Annotated in this window: 18 protein-coding genes; 7 read left to right on the top strand and 11 right to left on the bottom strand. The window is 35.2% G+C overall.

Translation table 11 applies throughout. The annotated features are described in order from the left end of the window. Positions 1 to 4: 4 nt before the first annotated feature. Entirely contained in the window at positions 5 to 571 is a 567-nt protein-coding gene (locus tag ASE92_RS10215) for an RNA polymerase sigma factor (RefSeq protein WP_056849982.1), read from the bottom strand. A gap of 201 nt (positions 572 to 772) precedes the next feature. Between ASE92_RS10215 and ASE92_RS21375 the strand changes: the two genes are divergently transcribed. From ASE92_RS21375 to ASE92_RS10195, 5 genes are all read left to right on the top strand, one after another. Next, on the top strand, positions 773 to 931 hold the full coding sequence (locus ASE92_RS21375; RefSeq protein WP_200926394.1) for a hypothetical protein: 159 nt from the start codon (positions 773 to 775) through the stop codon (positions 929 to 931). Positions 932 to 1,073: 142 nt separating this feature from the next. Beyond that, positions 1,074 to 1,235 (top strand): hypothetical protein, encoded by a 162-nt coding sequence (locus ASE92_RS21370; protein ID WP_200926393.1) that lies wholly within the window; start codon positions 1,074 to 1,076, stop codon positions 1,233 to 1,235. Positions 1,236 to 1,375: 140 nt separating this feature from the next. Continuing rightward, complete coding sequence (locus tag ASE92_RS10205; protein ID WP_056849980.1) at positions 1,376 to 1,573, top strand: hypothetical protein; 198 nt, start codon at positions 1,376 to 1,378, stop codon at positions 1,571 to 1,573. Positions 1,574 to 1,739: 166 nt separating this feature from the next. Further along, positions 1,740 to 3,086 carry an adenylosuccinate lyase gene (gene purB, locus ASE92_RS10200; RefSeq protein WP_056849979.1) on the top strand — a complete coding sequence of 449 codons (1,347 nt, stop codon included), beginning with the start codon at positions 1,740 to 1,742 and terminating at the stop codon, positions 3,084 to 3,086. Positions 3,087 to 3,173: 87 nt separating this feature from the next. Then, complete coding sequence (locus tag ASE92_RS10195) at positions 3,174 to 3,725, top strand: NifU family protein (RefSeq protein ID WP_056849978.1); 552 nt, start codon at positions 3,174 to 3,176, stop codon at positions 3,723 to 3,725. Positions 3,726 to 3,795: 70 nt separating this feature from the next. Here ASE92_RS10195 and ASE92_RS10190 read toward each other — a convergent pair whose 3' ends face one another. The 6 genes from ASE92_RS10190 to ASE92_RS10165 form a co-directional block, all read right to left on the bottom strand. Beyond that, complete coding sequence (locus ASE92_RS10190; RefSeq protein ID WP_056849977.1) at positions 3,796 to 4,587, bottom strand: inositol monophosphatase family protein; 792 nt, start codon at positions 4,585 to 4,587, stop codon at positions 3,796 to 3,798. A 60-nt stretch (positions 4,588 to 4,647) separates the two neighbouring features. Beyond that, positions 4,648 to 5,796: a prolipoprotein diacylglyceryl transferase gene (locus tag ASE92_RS10185; protein WP_056849976.1), complete on the bottom strand. Its 1,149-nt coding sequence runs from the start codon at positions 5,794 to 5,796 to the stop codon at positions 4,648 to 4,650. A gap of 415 nt (positions 5,797 to 6,211) precedes the next feature. Then, the gene (mtaB, locus tag ASE92_RS10180) at positions 6,212 to 7,534 is read right to left on the bottom strand and encodes a tRNA (N(6)-L-threonylcarbamoyladenosine(37)-C(2))-methylthiotransferase MtaB (RefSeq protein WP_056849975.1); all 1,323 of its coding nucleotides are present in this window, start codon (positions 7,532 to 7,534) and stop codon (positions 6,212 to 6,214) included. A gap of 124 nt (positions 7,535 to 7,658) precedes the next feature. After that, a complete protein-coding gene (locus tag ASE92_RS10175) occupies positions 7,659 to 8,228 on the bottom strand; it encodes a UbiX family flavin prenyltransferase (RefSeq protein ID WP_056849974.1) in 570 nt (189 codons plus the stop codon). A gap of 375 nt (positions 8,229 to 8,603) precedes the next feature. After that, the gene (locus tag ASE92_RS10170; RefSeq protein ID WP_056849973.1) at positions 8,604 to 9,233 is read right to left on the bottom strand and encodes a Crp/Fnr family transcriptional regulator; all 630 of its coding nucleotides are present in this window, start codon (positions 9,231 to 9,233) and stop codon (positions 8,604 to 8,606) included. Positions 9,234 to 9,420: 187 nt separating this feature from the next. Then, positions 9,421 to 9,615 (bottom strand): hypothetical protein, encoded by a 195-nt coding sequence (locus tag ASE92_RS10165; protein WP_056849972.1) that lies wholly within the window; start codon positions 9,613 to 9,615, stop codon positions 9,421 to 9,423. Between the two features lie 258 nt (positions 9,616 to 9,873). On the opposite strand from ASE92_RS10165, the gene ASE92_RS10160 reads away from it, so the two are divergent. Further along, positions 9,874 to 10,071, top strand: a complete 198-nt coding sequence (locus ASE92_RS10160; protein ID WP_056849971.1) for a hypothetical protein — start codon at positions 9,874 to 9,876, stop codon at positions 10,069 to 10,071. A gap of 11 nt (positions 10,072 to 10,082) precedes the next feature. Here the strand turns inward: ASE92_RS10160 and treY are convergent, their stop codons facing one another. From treY to ASE92_RS10140, 4 genes are all read right to left on the bottom strand, one after another. Further along, positions 10,083 to 14,126 (bottom strand): malto-oligosyltrehalose synthase, encoded by a 4,044-nt coding sequence (treY, locus tag ASE92_RS10155; protein WP_056849970.1) that lies wholly within the window; start codon positions 14,124 to 14,126, stop codon positions 10,083 to 10,085. Then, complete coding sequence (treZ, locus tag ASE92_RS10150; RefSeq protein ID WP_082455007.1) at positions 14,119 to 15,993, bottom strand: malto-oligosyltrehalose trehalohydrolase; 1,875 nt, start codon at positions 15,991 to 15,993, stop codon at positions 14,119 to 14,121. Before treZ ends, treY begins: the two co-directional genes overlap by 8 nt. An 11-nt stretch (positions 15,994 to 16,004) precedes the next feature. Beyond that, positions 16,005 to 16,238 (bottom strand): hypothetical protein, encoded by a 234-nt coding sequence (locus ASE92_RS10145; protein ID WP_056849968.1) that lies wholly within the window; start codon positions 16,236 to 16,238, stop codon positions 16,005 to 16,007. Positions 16,239 to 16,411: 173 nt separating this feature from the next. Beyond that, positions 16,412 to 17,275 (bottom strand): flagellar motor protein MotB, encoded by an 864-nt coding sequence (locus tag ASE92_RS10140; protein ID WP_056849967.1) that lies wholly within the window; start codon positions 17,273 to 17,275, stop codon positions 16,412 to 16,414. A 435-nt stretch (positions 17,276 to 17,710) separates the two neighbouring features. Here ASE92_RS10140 and ASE92_RS10135 point away from each other — a divergent pair, with 435 nt between their 5' ends. Continuing rightward, entirely contained in the window at positions 17,711 to 18,031 is a 321-nt protein-coding gene (locus tag ASE92_RS10135; protein WP_056849966.1) for an RNA-binding protein, read from the top strand. Positions 18,032 to 18,038 lie beyond the last annotated feature (7 nt).

Raw genomic sequence — 18,038 nt, 5'->3', positions numbered from 1 at the left:
ATTACTATGGTTGAAAAAATATTTTCTTTAACCTTTGCAGGCATTTATACTTTTGTGTTTTTGCGTTATCAGTATTGGTATAACCAAACTTTTCGCAAATATCCTGCATGGATAAATTGTGGATATAAAAATCCTGAATAATGGTTTTGCAAGGTTCGCCCAAATGATCAAGGGCGGATTGCATTTTAACAAATTGCAAATCCTTTTCCTCGTGCTCCTCCACATCTTCCTCAACAATTAAAACATCTTCGTAATCAGTAATGTTGCCGGCTTTTTTACTATTTAAGCTTAACTTTTTAAGCCAAATACGCCTGCAAACTGAATAAATATATGTTTTAAGCTTGCTACTGAGTTCAAAATTACCTTCCTTAATTTTGTTATATAAAATTATTATAGCCTCCTGGTAAACATCTTTTGCATCATCTTCATCTCCATTATTATTGAGAATAAACTGCAAAACCATTGTATAATAAGCCTTGTATAACTTGTTAAGTGTATCTTCAGAGTTATTTAGAATACCTAAAATAACCTCTCTATCTGTTGGAACTGAACTCTTTAAACTGTTATTCACTAGTTAATACATTTTTCTAAAAATAGTAACCCAATATTAGATAAAAAATTATTTATAGCTACTATCATTACTTAATACAATCTCCACAAATGTGGTAACCCAAGCCGGATAAAAAATATTTTCATTTTTTTGAAAATTGTTGGGTTACCTTTTTACCTTTGCGGCATTAACAAGAAAATTAATTACTTAAAAAATTCAAAAATGAAAAATGCATTCAAATTAGGCTTTTTAGCTATCGCTTTATCTTTATCAGTTGTTGCTTGTAACTCAGAGAAAAAAGCTGAAGGTACAGATACTTTAGGTGCTGATACTACTATCACTGCTGATACTACTGTTAAAGCTGATACTGTAAAACACTAGTTGATAGTCTAATAAGATATAGAAAAGCTTCAATCCTTTAAGGGCTGAAGCTTTTTTTTATTTTTTTTTATTTTCACGGGTTACCTTTTTAGGTTTCGTGTATTAAAAGTAAATTAATTAATCACTAAAACGAATTTTCAAAATGAAAAATGCATTCAAATTAGGCTTTTTAGCTATCGCTTTATCTTTGTCAGTTGTTGCTTGTAACTCAGAGAAAAAAGCTGAAGGTACAGATACTTTAGGTGCTGATACTACTATCACTGCTGATACTACTGTTAAARCTGATACTGTTGTAAAACACTAGTTAATAGTTTAATAAAATATGGAAAAACTTCAATCTTAATGGGTTGGAGTTTTTTTTTATTTAAATTAATTTTTCTGGGTTACCTTTTTACTTATTAGGTATTAAGAGTAAATTAATTAATCACCTAAAACAAAATTAAAATGAAAAATGCATTCAAATTAGGCTTCTTAGCTATCGCTTTATCTTTATCAGTTGCTGCTTGTAACTCAGAGAAAAAAGGCGAAGGTACTGATACTTTAGGYGCTGATACTACTATCACTGCTGATACTACTGTTAAAGCTGAYACTACWGTTGCYGAYACAGTTGTTAAAACTGATACTACTGTTGTTAAAAACTAATTAACGGTTTATATAAAAAAGCTCCAATCATAACTGATTGGAGCTTTTTTCGTTTATATCTTCGACCACAAAAAATGAAATAGTCCTGTAGGCTCAAATTTTATTTCATTCAGTCTATTTAATCCATCAATTGTAGTAAATTTGCGGCAAAATTATAATCCGCATAATGAATTTAACTTCGCTACAAGCAATCTCACCTATTGATGGTCGTTACAGAAAAACGACCGAACGTTTATCCAGCTATTTTTCTGAAGAAGCGCTCATAAAATATCGTGTCTTTGTCGAAATTGAATACTTTATCGCCTTATGCGAAATTAATTTACCTGGTTTAGAAAATTTCGACAAGTCGTTGTTCGCTAAATTAAGAACGATACACAAGAATTTTTCAGAAACTGATGCGCTAGAAATTAAGGAAACTGAAAAAGTTACCAATCACGATGTTAAAGCTGTTGAATATTTTATCAAAGCAAAATTTGATGCACTTTCATTACAAGACTATAAAGAATTTATCCATTTCGGCTTAACGTCGCAAGACATTAATAATACAGCCATTCCATATTCAATAAAACTAGCCTTAAACGAAAGTTATTATCCAGCCATTGATTCCCTAATTCATAAATTAAACGAGCTGGCTAGTGAATGGAAGGATATTCCAATGTTGGCGCACACGCATGGTCAACCGGCCTCACCTACTAAATTAGGAAAGGAATTTTTAGTATTTTCAGAAAGATTAAGTATTCAATTGGAAAGCCTGAAGACGATTCCAAACAGCGCAAAATTTGGTGGCGCAACAGGAAACTTTAATGCACATCACATTGCTTACCCACAAGTTAATTGGGTTGATTTCTCAAACAATTTCGTAAACTCAACGCTAGGCTTAACAAGAGCGCAACACACCACCCAAATTGAACATTATGATCAGTTTGCAGCACAATGTGATGCTTTAAAGCGCATTAATAACATTATCATTGACCTGGACCGCGATATCTGGACTTATATATCGAAGAATTATTTCAAACAAAAAATCAAAGCAGGCGAAATTGGTTCATCGGCAATGCCGCATAAGGTTAATCCAATCGATTTTGAAAATGCGGAAGGAAATGCAGGAATCGCTAATGCTTTATTTGAGTTTTTTGCAGCAAAACTTCCCATCTCCAGGTTGCAGAGAGATTTAACAGATTCTACCGTGTTAAGGAATGTAGGTGTTCCCTTTGGGCATACTTTAATCGCAATCAATTCTACTTTACGTGGTTTAAATAAAATTTTATTAAACGAAGGTGCTTTACACGCAGATTTAGATGATAATTGGGCTGTCGTTGCGGAAGCCATCCAAACGGTGTTACGTAGAGAAAACTTTCCAAACCCATACGAGGCATTAAAAGAATTAACCAGAACAAATTCAAAAATCAATGCGGCGAGCATTGCAGAATTTATTGAAGGGTTGGCTGTTACTGAGGAAGTTAAAGTACAATTAAGGAAGATAACTCCATTTAATTACACAGGCGTTTTTTAGCAGAATTAAATTGACGCTAAACAGACAGCAGTCAAAAGTATTATTGGCCACTAATTGTTAATTTTGTTTATTCAAATTGATTAAGACATGACGATTAACGTATATACAGAGCAAACTCCAAATCCGGCAACCATGAAATTCATGGTTAATAAGCTTTTAATTAACGGTAGTGAAGATTTCGCAACTAAAGAAAGCGCTGAACATTCTCCTTTCGCAAAGGAATTGTTCAAGTTTAATTTTGTTTCTGGTGTTTTTTTCGCCAGTAACTTTGTAACTATTACGAAAACTGACGATGCAGACTGGGCTGATATCGAAGCTATTTTAAAGGAATTTGTTAAGGGTGCGGTAGAATCTGAATTAAAGATAAAAGAAGCAACAGCTGAAGAAGCTCCAGCATTCGAAGGTTCAGAAACGGAGATTAAAATTCAACAAATTTTGCATGATTACGTTCGCCCTGCCGTTGAGCAAGATGGTGGTGCAATCACCTATAAATCTTTTGACGACGGTGTGGTAACTGTAGAATTACGTGGATCTTGCAGTGGTTGTCCTTCATCAACCATAACGCTTAAATCTGGTATTCAAAATTTATTACAAAGAATGGTTCCTGAAGTTACTGATGTAGTTTCTGAAGCTTTGTAACTAAGCATATTTATCAAACAATAAAGGCTCACTTTTCAAAATGAGCTTTTATTGTTTATGTTCTTTTTATTTAACTGAAATGCCTTTTAATGGCTTCTGATATTTCTTTGGTCAACTTACCGTTAGTGGCTAGAATTTCTCTTTTTGTGAAGTATTCATCTCCGCCAGAAAAATCATAAACCTCTCCGCCAGCTTGCTGAACGATAAAACATCCGGCAGCAAAATCCCACTGTTGTAAATTGTATTCAAAAAATGCATCGAAACGGCCGCAGGCCGTATAAACTAAATCTATCGCTGCTGCTCCTATCCTACGCACGCCGTGGCTTTTTTGCATCATTTCTTCCAGCAACTTCAAATACTGAGCTTGCTTATCGAACTGGTAATAAGGAAAACCTGTGGCTAAAAGACTGGATTTTAAATCAGGATTTATAGAAACCTGAATCTCTTTCTTATTTAAAAAAGCTTTTCCACCTTTATACGAGTAAAACATCTCACCCCTGTTGAGTTCGTAAACTACACCAATAACAGGCAAACCATCTTCGTAAAGTGCTACACTTATTCCATACGCAGGTATGCCATGAATAAAATTCGTTGTTCCATCTAACGGATCAATAATCCAGGTATGGCTTTTACCTTCTCTCGAAATAGTTTTCTCTTCGGTTATAAAGCCAGCATCGGGAATTAATTTTTCAAGGTTTTGAACCAATTTCAGCTCCGCAGTTTTATCAACGTAGGAAACCATATCATTTAACCCTTTGTATTCAATTTTTGTAGCATCAAATTGCATCGACTCTTTACGGATAAAATTTCCTGTAAGCCTTACAATGGATATTACTTTATTGCATAGTAATTCGTAATTCATAGCTGTTTAACAAAAACCTAGCAAGGTTGTTGGATTTAAAATGAATTTTTGGAAAGGATTTTAGGCGAGTTTATTCTTATTTCTTAAAGCATAAATACTTAAGGCAATACCGCCTAACACTAAGAAGGTAGAAATCATTTCAGCCTGAGTAAACCGCAAACCGAATACATGATATTTTGAATTTACACGAATCAATTCAATACAGAAACGTTCTATTCCATTCAAAATCATATAAATACCGAACATTAATCCTGGTGCTTTTATTTTATCACGGATGCTCCATAGAAATGCAAAAAGAATAAGGCAAACAATTACTTCATACAACGGTGTTGGATATACGCCTTGCGCCAACTCGTTACAAAATTTACCAGTACAGCCCGGAATTGGAATCCCTTCGCCCACCACATTGTTTGGATAAGTGTAAGACCACATCCAATCTGGCAACCAAGAAAATGGTTTCGGATTCGAATTTACAATTCCCCAATCGCCATCACCAGATAAATGACAACCAATACGGCCAACAGCGTAAGCCAGCATCATACCCGGTCCGCCAACATCCAGCATGTGTAAAGGTTTTATTCCATTTCTTTTGGCAATGATAAGTACTGCTGCACCCCCACAAATTAAACCGCCATAAAAGGTAAGGCCACTAAAGGATAACAATCTCTCAATTGGATTTTTAACAAAATCATCCCAATACTCTAAATTATCGAAAAATTTAGCACCCAAAAAACCCCAAATAGCAGCCCAAACAATTAAATTACTCATTAACTGATACGGATGAACTGTAACCTGCGTCTCTTTCGGCTTATCTAACTTGTTTTTATCTTTCTCTTTATAATCCCAATAAGCAAACAGACCAGCAAAAAACAAACCCCCAATAATGTTCCCCTTGGTAGACATTAAAATAGATTGAGCATCACTAACAAAGAGCGAATAATTTAGAAGTGCATAAACCAGCTTGTAACCGATAATGAAGCCAAAAAGTGCATTCATTATAATTTCTGATGTGGTAGCCGGTTTACCAATAACAACAGTTTTCTTTATGGGATGAAGAATTCCCAGTGCTTCTTTGCGTTTCAATTCTTTAGTGAAGGCCCAATAACCAGCTATAAATGCAATGGCAACAAAAACGCCAAAAGTGTTAAATGGCAATGGCAAATTAATACCAAACAGATATTCTAAAAAATGCGAAACGGTAGGAAACATAAAAATTATTTGTTGCGAAGATAGGAAAGAAACACCAAAGCTGAAAGGTATGGCGTAACTCTTAACAAGCCATGTTAAATTGAAAGATTTTATTACGATATTAAAGATTTGTTATGATTTGGAAAGCAATCTTCGGCTAAAATCGGCTGCCTCTGTCCTGCTCTACGCTTTATTCGCCAGCAGCCAGAAAAAGGCTGTTTCTCATGTTCGCTTCGATCAGGTTTAGACTACATCACTAAGTAATTCTTGGCATAACGAGGGGATCATACCAGAGTTTATAGCAATTTTTTGGGCGTATAGACGGGATAGCAGCGATATCCTTTTTGTTTCATTCACTTATATTAAAAATTAAGCAGATAGCCCGGGTAGTTTTAAAAGCAGCTTATAGATTGCGCTCTAAAAAATTAAATTCAGTTTAATGATGTGCGTATGTAGTTTCCAGTTCAGCCACTTCAACTTCTCCATCAGCTGTCATTTCCAAAAGCTTAACAGCCTTAAGTTCATTAACCATGATAGGATCGTATTTGGCACGTACTTTAACATAGTTTTTGGTGAACCCATGCATGTAACCCATTTTTTGATCAGCTTCAAACAGCACCTCTGCTTCGCTTCCAATTTGCGATTCGTAGAAAGCTCTGCGTTTCTTATCGGAAAGGATATGTAACATTTTACTCCGTTCGTTTCTTTGACTTCCAGGAACAACACCAGCCATTTCGGCAGCTACTGTTAATTCACGCTCAGAGTAAGTAAAAACATGCAAGTAGCTAATATCTAACTGGTTCAGAAACTGGTAAGTATCGAGAAAGTCCTCTTTTGTTTCTCCAGGAAACCCTACAATAACATCAACACCGATACAACAATGAGGCATTACTTCCTTAATCTTAGCAACACGTTCTACATACAAATCTGTACGGTAGCGACGGCGCATTAAACCTAAAATTTTATCAGAACCAGATTGTAAAGGGATATGAAAATGTGGAACAAAACGTTTCGAAGTAGAAACAAACTCAATAATTTCATTGCTCAATAGATTCGGTTCTATAGAGGAAATACGAATCCTTTCAATACCATCAACTTCGTCCAAAGCTTGAACCAGGTCGAAAAATTTATCTTCACGTTCGCCATTACGGATACCAAAATCGCCAAGATTAACCCCTGTCAGCACAATTTCTTTAACACCACCTTCTGCTATCATCCTCGCTCTACTTACTACATTTTCAATAGTATCGCTACGACTAGCGCCACGAGCTAATGGAATTGTACAATAAGTGCATGGATAATCGCAACCATCCTGAACTTTAAGGAATGTTCGGGTTCTATCTCCGATAGAATATGATGCAATAAAGTTATGATTTACCTTTTCAATGTTTTGTTGGTGAACTACAGCTTTAGGATTTTTCGTTAAGTCGGTGATGAAATCAACAATTCTAAATTTTTCAGCAGCGCCCAACACCATATCAACGCCTTCAATCTCCGCAATTTCCTGCGGTTTCAGCTGTGCATAACAACCAACAATCGTCACGAATGCATTTGGTGAATATTTTAAAGCTTCTTTAACAACTTTACGGCATTTTTTATCAGCGTGTTCAGTAACAGAGCAAGTATTGATTACATAAATGTCGGCCTGATCCTGAAATTCTACAACAAAATAACCCGCATCGGTAAATAACCGACCGATTGTGGAAGTTTCAGAGAAATTTAATTTACAACCTAATGTATAAAATGCGACCTTTTTCATTGAGCCTGCAAAGATAGGAAAATAGATTAGAGTATTGGAATAGGAGATTTGAGATATAAAGTAAATTACAGTGAATCAACATTCGAAATCAGGCTGCTCCATCGAACCAAAGCTTCAAACTCTATTACTTTTCATTCCAGCGATAACTTTCTTGCTCAAAACCTGCTAAGTCTAGCACCCGGCTAATTACAGTTCCAGCTACTTCTTCAATTGTTTTTGGAAGGCTGTAAAACGATGGATTTGCCGGACATATGATTCCTCCTGCTTCTGTTACCACTTTCATATTAGTGATATGGATTAAGCTAAATGGAGTATCACGAACCACTGCAATTAGTTTTCTTCGTTCTTTTAATACCACATCTGCAGCTCTCGAAATTAAGTCATTCGAGATGCCGTGAGCAATTCGACCTAATGTACCCATTGAGCATGGAACAATAATCATCGTGTCGTATTTTGCTGACCCAGAGGCGAATGGCGCATTAAAATCGTTTTTATTATAAAAAGTAAAGTCTTGATAGCTGCTGTAATCTTGGTTTCCGAGTTCGAACTGCCAAACCTCTTTAGCATTATCGCTCATCACTACCCCAACTGCTGCAATCTGATCGCTTAACTGTGCCAGCTTATCAAACAATACCTTTGCATAAATTGAACCGCTTGCTCCCGTTACCGCAACTACAACTTTCTTTTTATTCATAGTACAAAATTAGCGTTTTATAAATAGAATAAGCGACTATAAAAAAGGGCCAGAACAATGTTCTGACCCTACATCTACCTATGAAAAACATACCCTCGAAAGGGTAAGAACAAATATATATAAATTTTTAAAAAAAGATAATCAAGAAGTGTTAAATGGTAAAAATCAGATATTTGAGCTTGGACACATCTTAACAAACTGAATGATAACAGTTTATATAAATTTAATTCTTATCTTTTTAACGATCAGCGTATTTTTCCTGCACAATTGCAACATTGGAAGTAAAAATTAAATGGATTAAGGCTTGAAAAAACGTATAAATACTTAAAATATCGGCTGAATAAATAAGACTATAAGAAGGACTGATTAGCTTTATTAACTTTCAGCTGAGATTTTAGACCTCAATCTACTTAAAGTCTCCAATCGCATGCACAGAAAAGATGCAATATATTTTAGTGGTACACGATTGACCAGTTCAGGGTAGCTCTGCGAAAAACGCTTGTATCTCTTTTCAGCTGACTGCAATCTAGATATATAAGCCCTTTCGCAGGCATATAAGTAATGGATTTGTGTCATCTTTCTTCCTACATAATTGGCAATTTCGAAGTTATTATAAAGTTGCCTCGACATCGCATGCGGAACAGCAATAGCCTCTACGTCTTCCAAAGCTTGTACATACTCTTCTGTTGGCTGTTGCTCATCCCACAAGTTTCTGATGTTGCCCACAAGTTCATGTTCCTTTGCAATCCAGGTGGTTATTTCTTTATCTTCCTCCTTCATATACCCCCTGGCAACTCCCTTTAACAATAAAAAGATGAATTTATTGCGATGTAATGGAGATGAAATAAATTTGTTTTTTCTAAAAGCTACCGGAAATGTTTGCTCGTTTATGATCTGTTCAATTTCGGGAGACAAATCGTGAAAGGTGCGAAAGACAGTAATTAAAGGTGAAAATCCGCCATACGCTAACCACTTATCTGCATTATAGATTTTTTCGGGATTCATTTTAAAAATTTAGGGACGTGGAAAATGTTTTCGAGCCGTAAATTAGATATTAGGGAATAATGAATAACAATAATAAGAAAAAGTTTTAGAATTTGGAGTTCATGACATCAATTATGATGAATTGCAGTTAAAATTATCTTCGATTTAAATGATTTGAAAGTGATTAAGAGATCTAGAAAATATTTAACTAAAGAATTGAAATATTGACGGCTTTTAAACCATCTTCTAAGGTAATTTCGAAAGAAACCTGATCATCAACCTTCACAAAACCATTAACGAATTCCATACTAAATGTAATATCTTGAGCATTCTCATCTACGATTACGCCCAATTGTTTCTCGCTATCAATGTAGGTTATAGTGCCTACTCTCAATTTACTCATTTATATACTCCTAAAAATTCGACAAAAATAATTAAATATGTAGAATTAAAAATACATTAAGCTTGGTTTTAAACAACTTTTATCTATAATAAGATAAAAATATGCAAAAGAGATAAAAAAACACTGAGAACATTTGACTTGAAAAATTTCGAAAAAAGTTTAACAATGTAAGATAAATGCACAAATTAATTATCAACTTAGAATTACAAGCTCCATTTGCTTATTCATTGTTTAATAAAAACTAAAAAAACTGTTTTTATGAACAATCTACCTTCAGCATCTAACCAGAAAGCAGAAATTGTAAGCATTTCCGAAGAAAAAGATCTAATTTATTGGACCATTAAACCTGGAATTACAACGGAAGTACTTAAATCTGCAATCAGAGCAACCAGATGTGTCACTTTAAATGATATTTTCGTTTACTTGGACAAGAAAGACATCAAGCACTTTGCGTGAATGTATCCGCGTTATTTTGATCTACCGTAAATTGAAGTAATATCTGCTAGCCAATGTTTGATTGCTTTGAGCTTTTCCAGATCCAAGCGCCATAACCAGTTGCCATTTGCATTACCTGGAATATTCATCCTTGCTTCTTCATTTAAACCTAAAACATCCTGGATCGGCAAAATGGCTATTTTAGCGGTTGATGAAAATGCAAGTCTGATGAATTCCTGATGAATATTCTTTTCGTCAATCTGGCGACCGCAGTAGATTGTTATGCGCTCCTTTGTTTGTTGGTCAATGTCTTTATCATACCAACCAACTAATGTATTATTATCATGTGTACCAGAATAAACGATACAATTTTGGCTTGTAAAGTTATGCGGAATATGCGAAGATGCAGAAAGATCGCTTCCAAAAGCAAACTGTAGTACTTTCATTCCAGGCAATTTAAATTCATCCCTAAGCTTCTCTACTTCAGTGCTTATTTCCCCCAAATCTTCGGCAATAAAAGGCATGTCTGGAAATTTAGTTTTAATTAAGCTAAAGAAATTTTCGCCCCCACCCTTTTCCCATTTCCCATGAATAGCATTTTCTCTATCTGCAGGTATTTCCCAGTAGGATGAAAAAGCAATAAAGTGGTCTAAACGGAGCAGATCGAACATTTCCATATTCTTCTGTAATCTTTTAATCCACCACTCATAATTAGTGCTTTCCAGTACTGTCCAGTTAAAAACAGGCATCCCCCATAATTGGCCATTCTCATTAAAGTAATCAGGAGGAACACCAGCTACAAATGTCGGTTTCAAATCAGTATCCAATTTAAAAAGCTCGGGATCAGACCAAACTTCCACAGAATCATAATCTAAATAAAATGGCAGATCGCCTATGATTTTAATACCCTTTAAGTTCGAATAATCTTTAAGTTTATGCCACTGCTTAAAAAATACATACTGCTGCCATTTTACTTCATCAATTTCTTCAGTAAATTCGCTACGAAAAACATCGATTTTTTTGGTTTCCCTTTTTTTAAATTCTGCCGGCCAGTTATACCACTCTAATTGTTGATGATGATTTTTGATAGCGGTATATAAACCAAAATCGTTAAGCCATTCACTTTCTTTGGTACAGAAGTTGAAAAATCCTAAGTCATTATTTTCCGCATTGTTCTTTTTGAAAGCTTTATAAGCTTTTTTAAGCAACATGAATTTCGTCTGCTCGACATTAGAAAAGTCAACTTTATCTTCAAAAGGCAAAACGGAAGTATTCAAATCATCAACCGTAAGCCAACCTTCATCTACCAATTGCTCTAAATCAATTAGTAAGATATTACCCGCCTTAGCTGAATTACTTGAGTATGGACTATAGCCATTTCCAACTTTCGTGGGATTTAGCGGTAATATTTGCCAGTATTTTTGATTTGTATCTGCTAGAAAATCGACAAATCGATTGGCTTCAGCTCCAAAATCACCGATTCCGTATTTAGAAGGTAAGGAGGTAATGTGCATCAGGATCCCTGCAGATCGTTCAACAGGCTTATTTTTTAGCTCAATTAAACCAATTTGCAAATCACCAAATAATTGGTTCACCGAAATATTTTCGTTTAGGATATCTTTTACTTCATCTTTTTCAGTTATAATGTTGCGCCAGCTTGCAGGAAACTCTTTCGGAAGTATAATCTGGGTATCTAACCAATTAAAATTCACGATTTCTTCGGATATGCTTATCGTCGCTAAGCCTAAAGGAACCGCGATAACAACATATTTCTCTTTGTATTTACGAGCAAAAGCTAAAATATTATCATGATAAGTACCTTCTACTTTTAATGGAATATAATCCCCTTTAGTGAAAACATCCTGATTCGCTTTTCTAAAATTGATGAGTTTTTTAGTTAACCATAATTTGATTTTCCCGGAGTATCTTGAAGACCAAAGTTCTTTTAGCGATGATTCTTCTTTTATAAACTGATTTCGTTTTTCATAATCAACCGGCCTGCGATTGTCTGGATCAACCAAACTTAAGTCCCAAAGTTCTGTTCCCTGGTAAACATCTGGGATGCCTGGACAAACAAATTTCAAAATCAATTGAGACAAACTATTTAAAATTCCAAAATCTGCAATGCGTTTGAGAAGCTTAGATATTATGGAGAAGCTTTCTTCATTTTTATCAATTAATTGAAGTGCGAAATCCTGTAATAGTTTTTCGTATTCTTCATTCGGTTCTGCCCAATCAGACCTTTTCTTGGCTTCTCTTAATGCCTTTTCTATAAACTGAATCAAACGATTATCAAACTCATCTGCATCCTCGCCGGGGTAAGGGATAGCACCTAAAATAGTCTGGAAAATAAGATAAAAATCATTATTGTGGATTGACTTATAGATTTCGTTTAGTTTTTGAGAGTTTTTTATTGCTGAAATAAAATCCTGAACCGCTACTTGCCATACCTCCGGGAGATCGGTAAGTATATTTATTCTAGCTCTAAAGTCTTCACCCTTCTTGGTATCGTGGGTAGAACTTCCATTTAAAGACAATGGCCAATGCAACTGACGGTCAACCATTTTCTTATGGAATTCGCTGGCACTGAAACCAAATGCATCTGGTGCATCGCCAACTTCCGAGTGTCCAACAAAACGATTATAGGTAAACATTACGGTATCTTCTACGCCTTTAGCCATTAACGGCCCGCTAAACTGCATTAATCGCTGGTAAAATTTGCTCAGTTTACCATTATATTCAGCATCCGAGTCTAATGGTACCACTAGAAACATTCGTTTTAAAGCAGAAGCAGCTTCTTTTAGGTCTTCCTGATTTGCAGCGGTATCCAATAATGCTTTTAAATTTTCGCTATCGTTTTCTGGAAGTGGAAAATTGTAATTGTAATAGCGATAAACAGGCATCTGAATCAATAGCTCTGCGATTGCCCGTTTCAATTTTTCAGGCTTAACCCTGTTAATTTCTTCAGTTGAAAAAAGCTTTAAATCCGTAAATAAATCAAATAAATTATTTAGCTCTCCTTGCATGTATTGGAAAAGGAAAGTTTCTTTTTTTTCATTTATTAATATCTTTGGATCAAGATTTTTACCCGTGATTTCTTTATAAATTTCATCGAACTTGCCCCTATTCGTTTGGTTGGTGAATAGATTATTTGTCATGGCCAAAAAGTCATATCCTGTGTTGCCTTGTACCGGCCAATCGGACGGCAATTGTTCATCTCGCTCCAAAATCTTCTCTACAACAATATAAACTTCATCCCCAACAGCTTTTCTCAATCTATCTAAGTACCCTTTTGGATCATAAAGTCCATCAATGTGATCAATGCGTAGACCTTGAAAAATATCCTTTTTAATTAGCTCTAAAATGTATTTATGGTAAATGTTGAAGTTTTCCTGATCCTGAATATTCAAACAGATTAGTGCATTTACTGTAAAAAACCTTCTATAATTGATGGTATGATTAGTTTCTTGCCAGTTACACAGGCGATAAAATTGCTCATTTGCAACTTCTTTGATCAGTTTCTTGTCGATGATTTCATCGTCATTTTTACCAGCAAGCCTTTCATGAGTAGCCTGATTTATTGGCCAGTTTGAATCTCCATTGTTTAGAAAGTATTCACCTTTATTTTTGATTAATTTTAACGCTGAGCTTTCAATGGCATCTTCCAGATCTGAACCTAAAAAAGGTACCATCAGTTTTTGGTTATTCGAAATATCGATATCAAAAAAAGAGGCATATTTTGACTCGCTCCCATTTTTCAAGACATCCATTAACCATTTATTTTTTGGTGAGAATGCCATATGATTAGGAACAATATCCTGAATCCAGCTAATCTTGGCCGCCTTTAGCTTTGTGGAGATTTCTAACAATTCATCCTCGGTACCAATTTCGGGGTTTACCCTAAGTGGATTTAGAACATCGTAACCATGAGTACTACCTTCAACGGCTTCAAATATCGGTGAGGCGTAAATGGTATCGATCCCTAGTTTTTGTAAATAGGGAATGATGTTGTTTAATGATTTAAAATTAAAATCTTTATGAAATTGAATGCGGTATGTTGAAGTCGGTTTAAACATTTTGGCTAGTAAAAATTAGGATCGATTCTGGAAAAATGTTGAGGGCATTATCTGTAAAATCTACATCGTTATTGTGGTTTCCTCCCCACTGATCGCCTGCAGAATTTAAAATAAGTTTATAATCCAATCCATTCAAGATCGGCAAAACTTGCTGTTGCTTTGAAAAATTTAATGCGCATAATACTTTTTGATTTTGATGCCATCGGATCATCGTTAAACAATTTTGATCTCGATAAACATCAACCTTTAATTGTTGACGGTTAAGATGGGCCAATGCAGGTAAGGATTTTCGCAGCTTTATAATTGCCTTATAAAATGCGTGCATGATCTGGTGTTTACCCTGAAGCTGGCTTTGCCAATTTAGTTTTGAATAATTAAATGTTTCCTCACTTTGCGGATCAGGAACTTCTTCACCGTTGTGGAATGCGGCAAATTCTCTTTTTCTCCCTTCCCTTACTAGTCCGACCAGTTCTTCATCAATATGTGAGATAAAAAACATAAACGGATTTTCTTCAGCGTATTCTTCACCCATAAAAATGAGTGGTAGATAAGGACTCACAAATACAGTTGCAGCCATCAGCTTTAGCATTTCAAAACTTACAAGCTGGCTTGTCCGCTCGCCAAGCATTCTATTGCCAACCTGATCGTGGTTTTGAGAGAAAACGATAAATTGCTTTCCAGGATTGTCTTTTGCTTTTGTTCCGAATTGCTTTTCTCGATGAGCCGAAAACTGACCATCATATACGTAAGCATCTGTTAGGGCTTTACCCAAATGCTCAATTCCATCGAAATCTGAATAATAGCCGTATTTACGTTGACCCGCAGTTACGCGAAGCGCATGATGGAATTCGTCGATCCATTGTGCATCCATGCCGTAACCACCCTGCTCTATTGGATTGATGTATTTATTATCATTTAAATCAAGTTCAACTATAAGATTGAAATCCCTGCCAACAGTTTCAGAAAGAAGGTTTACGTTTTCCTTAATTTCTCTTAAAATGTGCTTGGCACTTCCATCCTTAATCGCATGAACGGCATCTAGTCTCAACGCATCGATATGGAAATCGCGAAACCACATCAATACGTTTTCGATATAATACTGCCTTACGGGGTCGCATTTTTCATCATCAAAATTGATTGCGCTGCCCCAGGGAGTATGATATTTATCCGTAAAATAGGGCCCAAAATCGCTGAAGTAATTTCCTTCCGGTCCTAAATGATTGTAAACTACATCCAAAATCACTGCAATGCCCTTTTCGTGACAAAGGCTTACCAGATGCTGTAATTCTGTTGGGCCGCCATAGGTATTTTGTGCAGCAAACGGATATACACCATCGTAACCCCAGTTGCGGTTGCCAGGAAATTGTGCCACAGGCATGATTTCGATCGCATTTATGCCCAAATCAACTAAATAATCCAGTTTGTTTTCAATGGATTTAAAATCTCCATCAGGAGTAAAAGTACCAGTGTGAAGCTCGTAAATAATATAATCTTCTAACGAGATGCCCTTCCATTCTTTATCTGTCCAATGAAATGATTTCAAATTTAACGCAGTTGACATTCCAGAAATGCCATCTTTTTGGTAAATTGATGCAGGATCTGCTCTTGTGATAAATTTTGCATCAGAAAGATCTTCGTTTGTTTCACCAGATTGCCAGATTTTAAAAGAGTATTGATCACCTTCGGAAATATAAGATGAGAGCGCATACCAGTAACCAAAATTTTGTTTCAATAATGGTATTTCTAAGTCTTTTTCTGTAATTAATAATGATACATTGTTAGCACTTGGAGCCCAAAGCCAGATTTCGACTTTATTATTTTTCAAAAAATTCAAACCAATGCTTCGCTTTCGGATATCTATTTTCATAATACCTGATATTATTGGTTTAGCGCAAAGCTGTAGATTTCCTTTCCTTCAGGGGTAACAAAATCAATTTTTGCTAACGTGATTTCGTCTACAATTTCCCCGATATGAGTTTTAAGATCAGCAGAAAGCTGATCAACATCTTCCATTTCCCCGATAACTATTTCCACCTCGGCAGGTCCTTTGCTTCGCACTTCTTCAACCCTGTTTCCTAAATATTTTTTTAATTGATTGATTAGCTCTTCCATAATTTTGTATATGAACAATCGCTAAAGGATAGAAAATGTTTGAATGAATTGTGATGCGGATGAAATTTTTTATTGATTAGATTGATATGGTTATTAATTTGATATAATTTGTAATAAAAAAAGAGCCTGAATCAATAAAATGACCAGGCTCTTAGCTTAACTAATTCGTTATTTTATTTTTGAGATGCTTCGGGTGCTTTGCCAATCAGATCCATAAATTGATCTAATTTAGGGGTTATGATGATTTGAGTCCGTCTGTTCTTAGCCTTACCAGCTGGCGTATTATTATCGGCCACCGGATTGTATTCACCTCTTCCACCTGCCGTCAAACGTTTTGGATCGACAGAATATTTGTTTTGTAATACCTGAACAACAGAAGAAGCACGTAGAGCACTTAAATCCCAATTGTTGCGAATATTAGGCTGCGAAATTGGAACATTATCTGTGTTACCTTCGATTAGTACATCATAAGAACTGTAATCTTGAATAATTTTAGCGATTTTACTTAGGGTTTCTCCTGCTTTATCGCTTACTTCAAATCCACCTGATTTATATAACATATTGTCGGCCAAAGAGATGTACACTACGCCTTTTAATACTTGAACATCAACATCACTTAATTCTTCCCTACTTAATGAGCGGGTTAAGTTATTTGTTAACACCATGTTGAGTGAGTCGCTTTTGTTTTTAGCATTAACCAATTGCTTGATGTATTTATTTGAACTGTTGATTTCATCAACCAATTTTGAAATGTTAACATTTCCCTGGCTGCTTGAACTTAAACATTTATTCAATGCATCTTGAAGGGAGGTCACATTTGCTTTTTCTGATGCAATTTGTTCTTCTAAACTTTTAACCCTGCTGGTTACACCAGTAATTTCTCTTTGACTATCCTGATATTTATTACTCAGCTCCTGGTTTCGTTCTCTGAGTTTAGCATAAGTATCCTGCAACTCTGTATATTTTTTGTTGCTAACACAACCAGATACCAGTACAATCGCCAGAAGCACTAATGGGAATGATTTGTATATTTTCATAATCTTATTTTTTCCAAATCCTTAACAAATTCCTTGCCGTAATATCAAAAACCCAGTTTCAGGCCAATTGAAGCATGTTGGCTCTTAGAGGAAGAACTCATTCTGCTTGAAAAAGTAATCCAAAGTCCATCTATTCTGATTAGAAGTGGCGACCGGTTATAAAAATTTTGAATATCTCGCGTGATAATCAATACCAAATAAAATGACTGATAGTAAACATATTTAATGAGATGTTGAACCTTTGGAACCAATAAATCGCCTTACTGATTTTTTTAACAATATTAAACTACTATAATTCAATAAGTTTCGTAAAAAAAGAGGTCAATTACATTTGTTTCTCCTTTAATATTGCTTATTTTGCAACATTATTAATATAAATGGCGATTATCAGGTCATATTAATAATTAAAATTATCCTTAGATTAACTTTCTTAATATGATTAAGCTTTTTGTCGGTGGTTTAGCAGATAATATCCAGGAAATGGATCTGGCAATTTTTATCAGCCTACATGGTAAAATTGAAACCATAAAAATTGTTAGAGATAGAGCAACCGGAAAATGTAAGGGTTATGCCTTTATAGAAGTACTCAATCAATCAGATGCTAGCAATATTATTTCTATGTTAAATGGTGAAACCTTTAAAGGAAATGTAATTACAGTGAAACAAAGCGCTGAAGAAGCACCGAAGAAAGTATTTAAGCCAAAACCTTCTGGTTCACAGCCTCAAAAAAGTAAAAGACCAAGAATGCAACGTTAAAATACCC

Origin of the sequence: Pedobacter sp. Leaf41 (assembly GCF_001422545.1) — a bacterium.
GTDB lineage: Bacteria > Bacteroidota > Bacteroidia > Sphingobacteriales > Sphingobacteriaceae > Pedobacter.
This window is presented reverse-complemented; position numbering and strand designations above follow the sequence as displayed.

Coding starts and splice junctions, on each gene's coding strand:
- ASE92_RS21375 (WP_200926394.1), top strand. CDS start 773: ATGAAAAATGCATTCAAATTAGGCTTTTTAGCTATCGCTTTATCTTTA.
- purB (WP_056849979.1), top strand. CDS start 1,740: ATGAATTTAACTTCGCTACAAGCAATCTCACCTATTGATGGTCGTTAC.
- ASE92_RS10195 (WP_056849978.1), top strand. CDS start 3,174: ATGACGATTAACGTATATACAGAGCAAACTCCAAATCCGGCAACCATG.
- ASE92_RS10190 (WP_056849977.1), bottom strand. CDS start 4,587: ATGAATTACGAATTACTATGCAATAAAGTAATATCCATTGTAAGGCTT.
- ASE92_RS10185 (WP_056849976.1), bottom strand. CDS start 5,796: ATGTTTCCTACCGTTTCGCATTTTTTAGAATATCTGTTTGGTATTAAT.
- mtaB (WP_056849975.1), bottom strand. CDS start 7,534: ATGAAAAAGGTCGCATTTTATACATTAGGTTGTAAATTAAATTTCTCT.
- ASE92_RS10175 (WP_056849974.1), bottom strand. CDS start 8,228: ATGAATAAAAAGAAAGTTGTAGTTGCGGTAACGGGAGCAAGCGGTTCA.
- ASE92_RS10170 (WP_056849973.1), bottom strand. CDS start 9,233: ATGAATCCCGAAAAAATCTATAATGCAGATAAGTGGTTAGCGTATGGC.
- ASE92_RS10165 (WP_056849972.1), bottom strand. CDS start 9,615: ATGAGTAAATTGAGAGTAGGCACTATAACCTACATTGATAGCGAGAAA.
- ASE92_RS10160 (WP_056849971.1), top strand. CDS start 9,874: ATGAACAATCTACCTTCAGCATCTAACCAGAAAGCAGAAATTGTAAGC.
- treY (WP_056849970.1), bottom strand. CDS start 14,126: ATGTTTAAACCGACTTCAACATACCGCATTCAATTTCATAAAGATTTT.
- treZ (WP_082455007.1), bottom strand. CDS start 15,993: ATGAAAATAGATATCCGAAAGCGAAGCATTGGTTTGAATTTTTTGAAA.
- ASE92_RS10145 (WP_056849968.1), bottom strand. CDS start 16,238: ATGGAAGAGCTAATCAATCAATTAAAAAAATATTTAGGAAACAGGGTT.
- ASE92_RS10140 (WP_056849967.1), bottom strand. CDS start 17,275: ATGAAAATATACAAATCATTCCCATTAGTGCTTCTGGCGATTGTACTG.
- ASE92_RS10135 (WP_056849966.1), top strand. CDS start 17,711: ATGATTAAGCTTTTTGTCGGTGGTTTAGCAGATAATATCCAGGAAATG.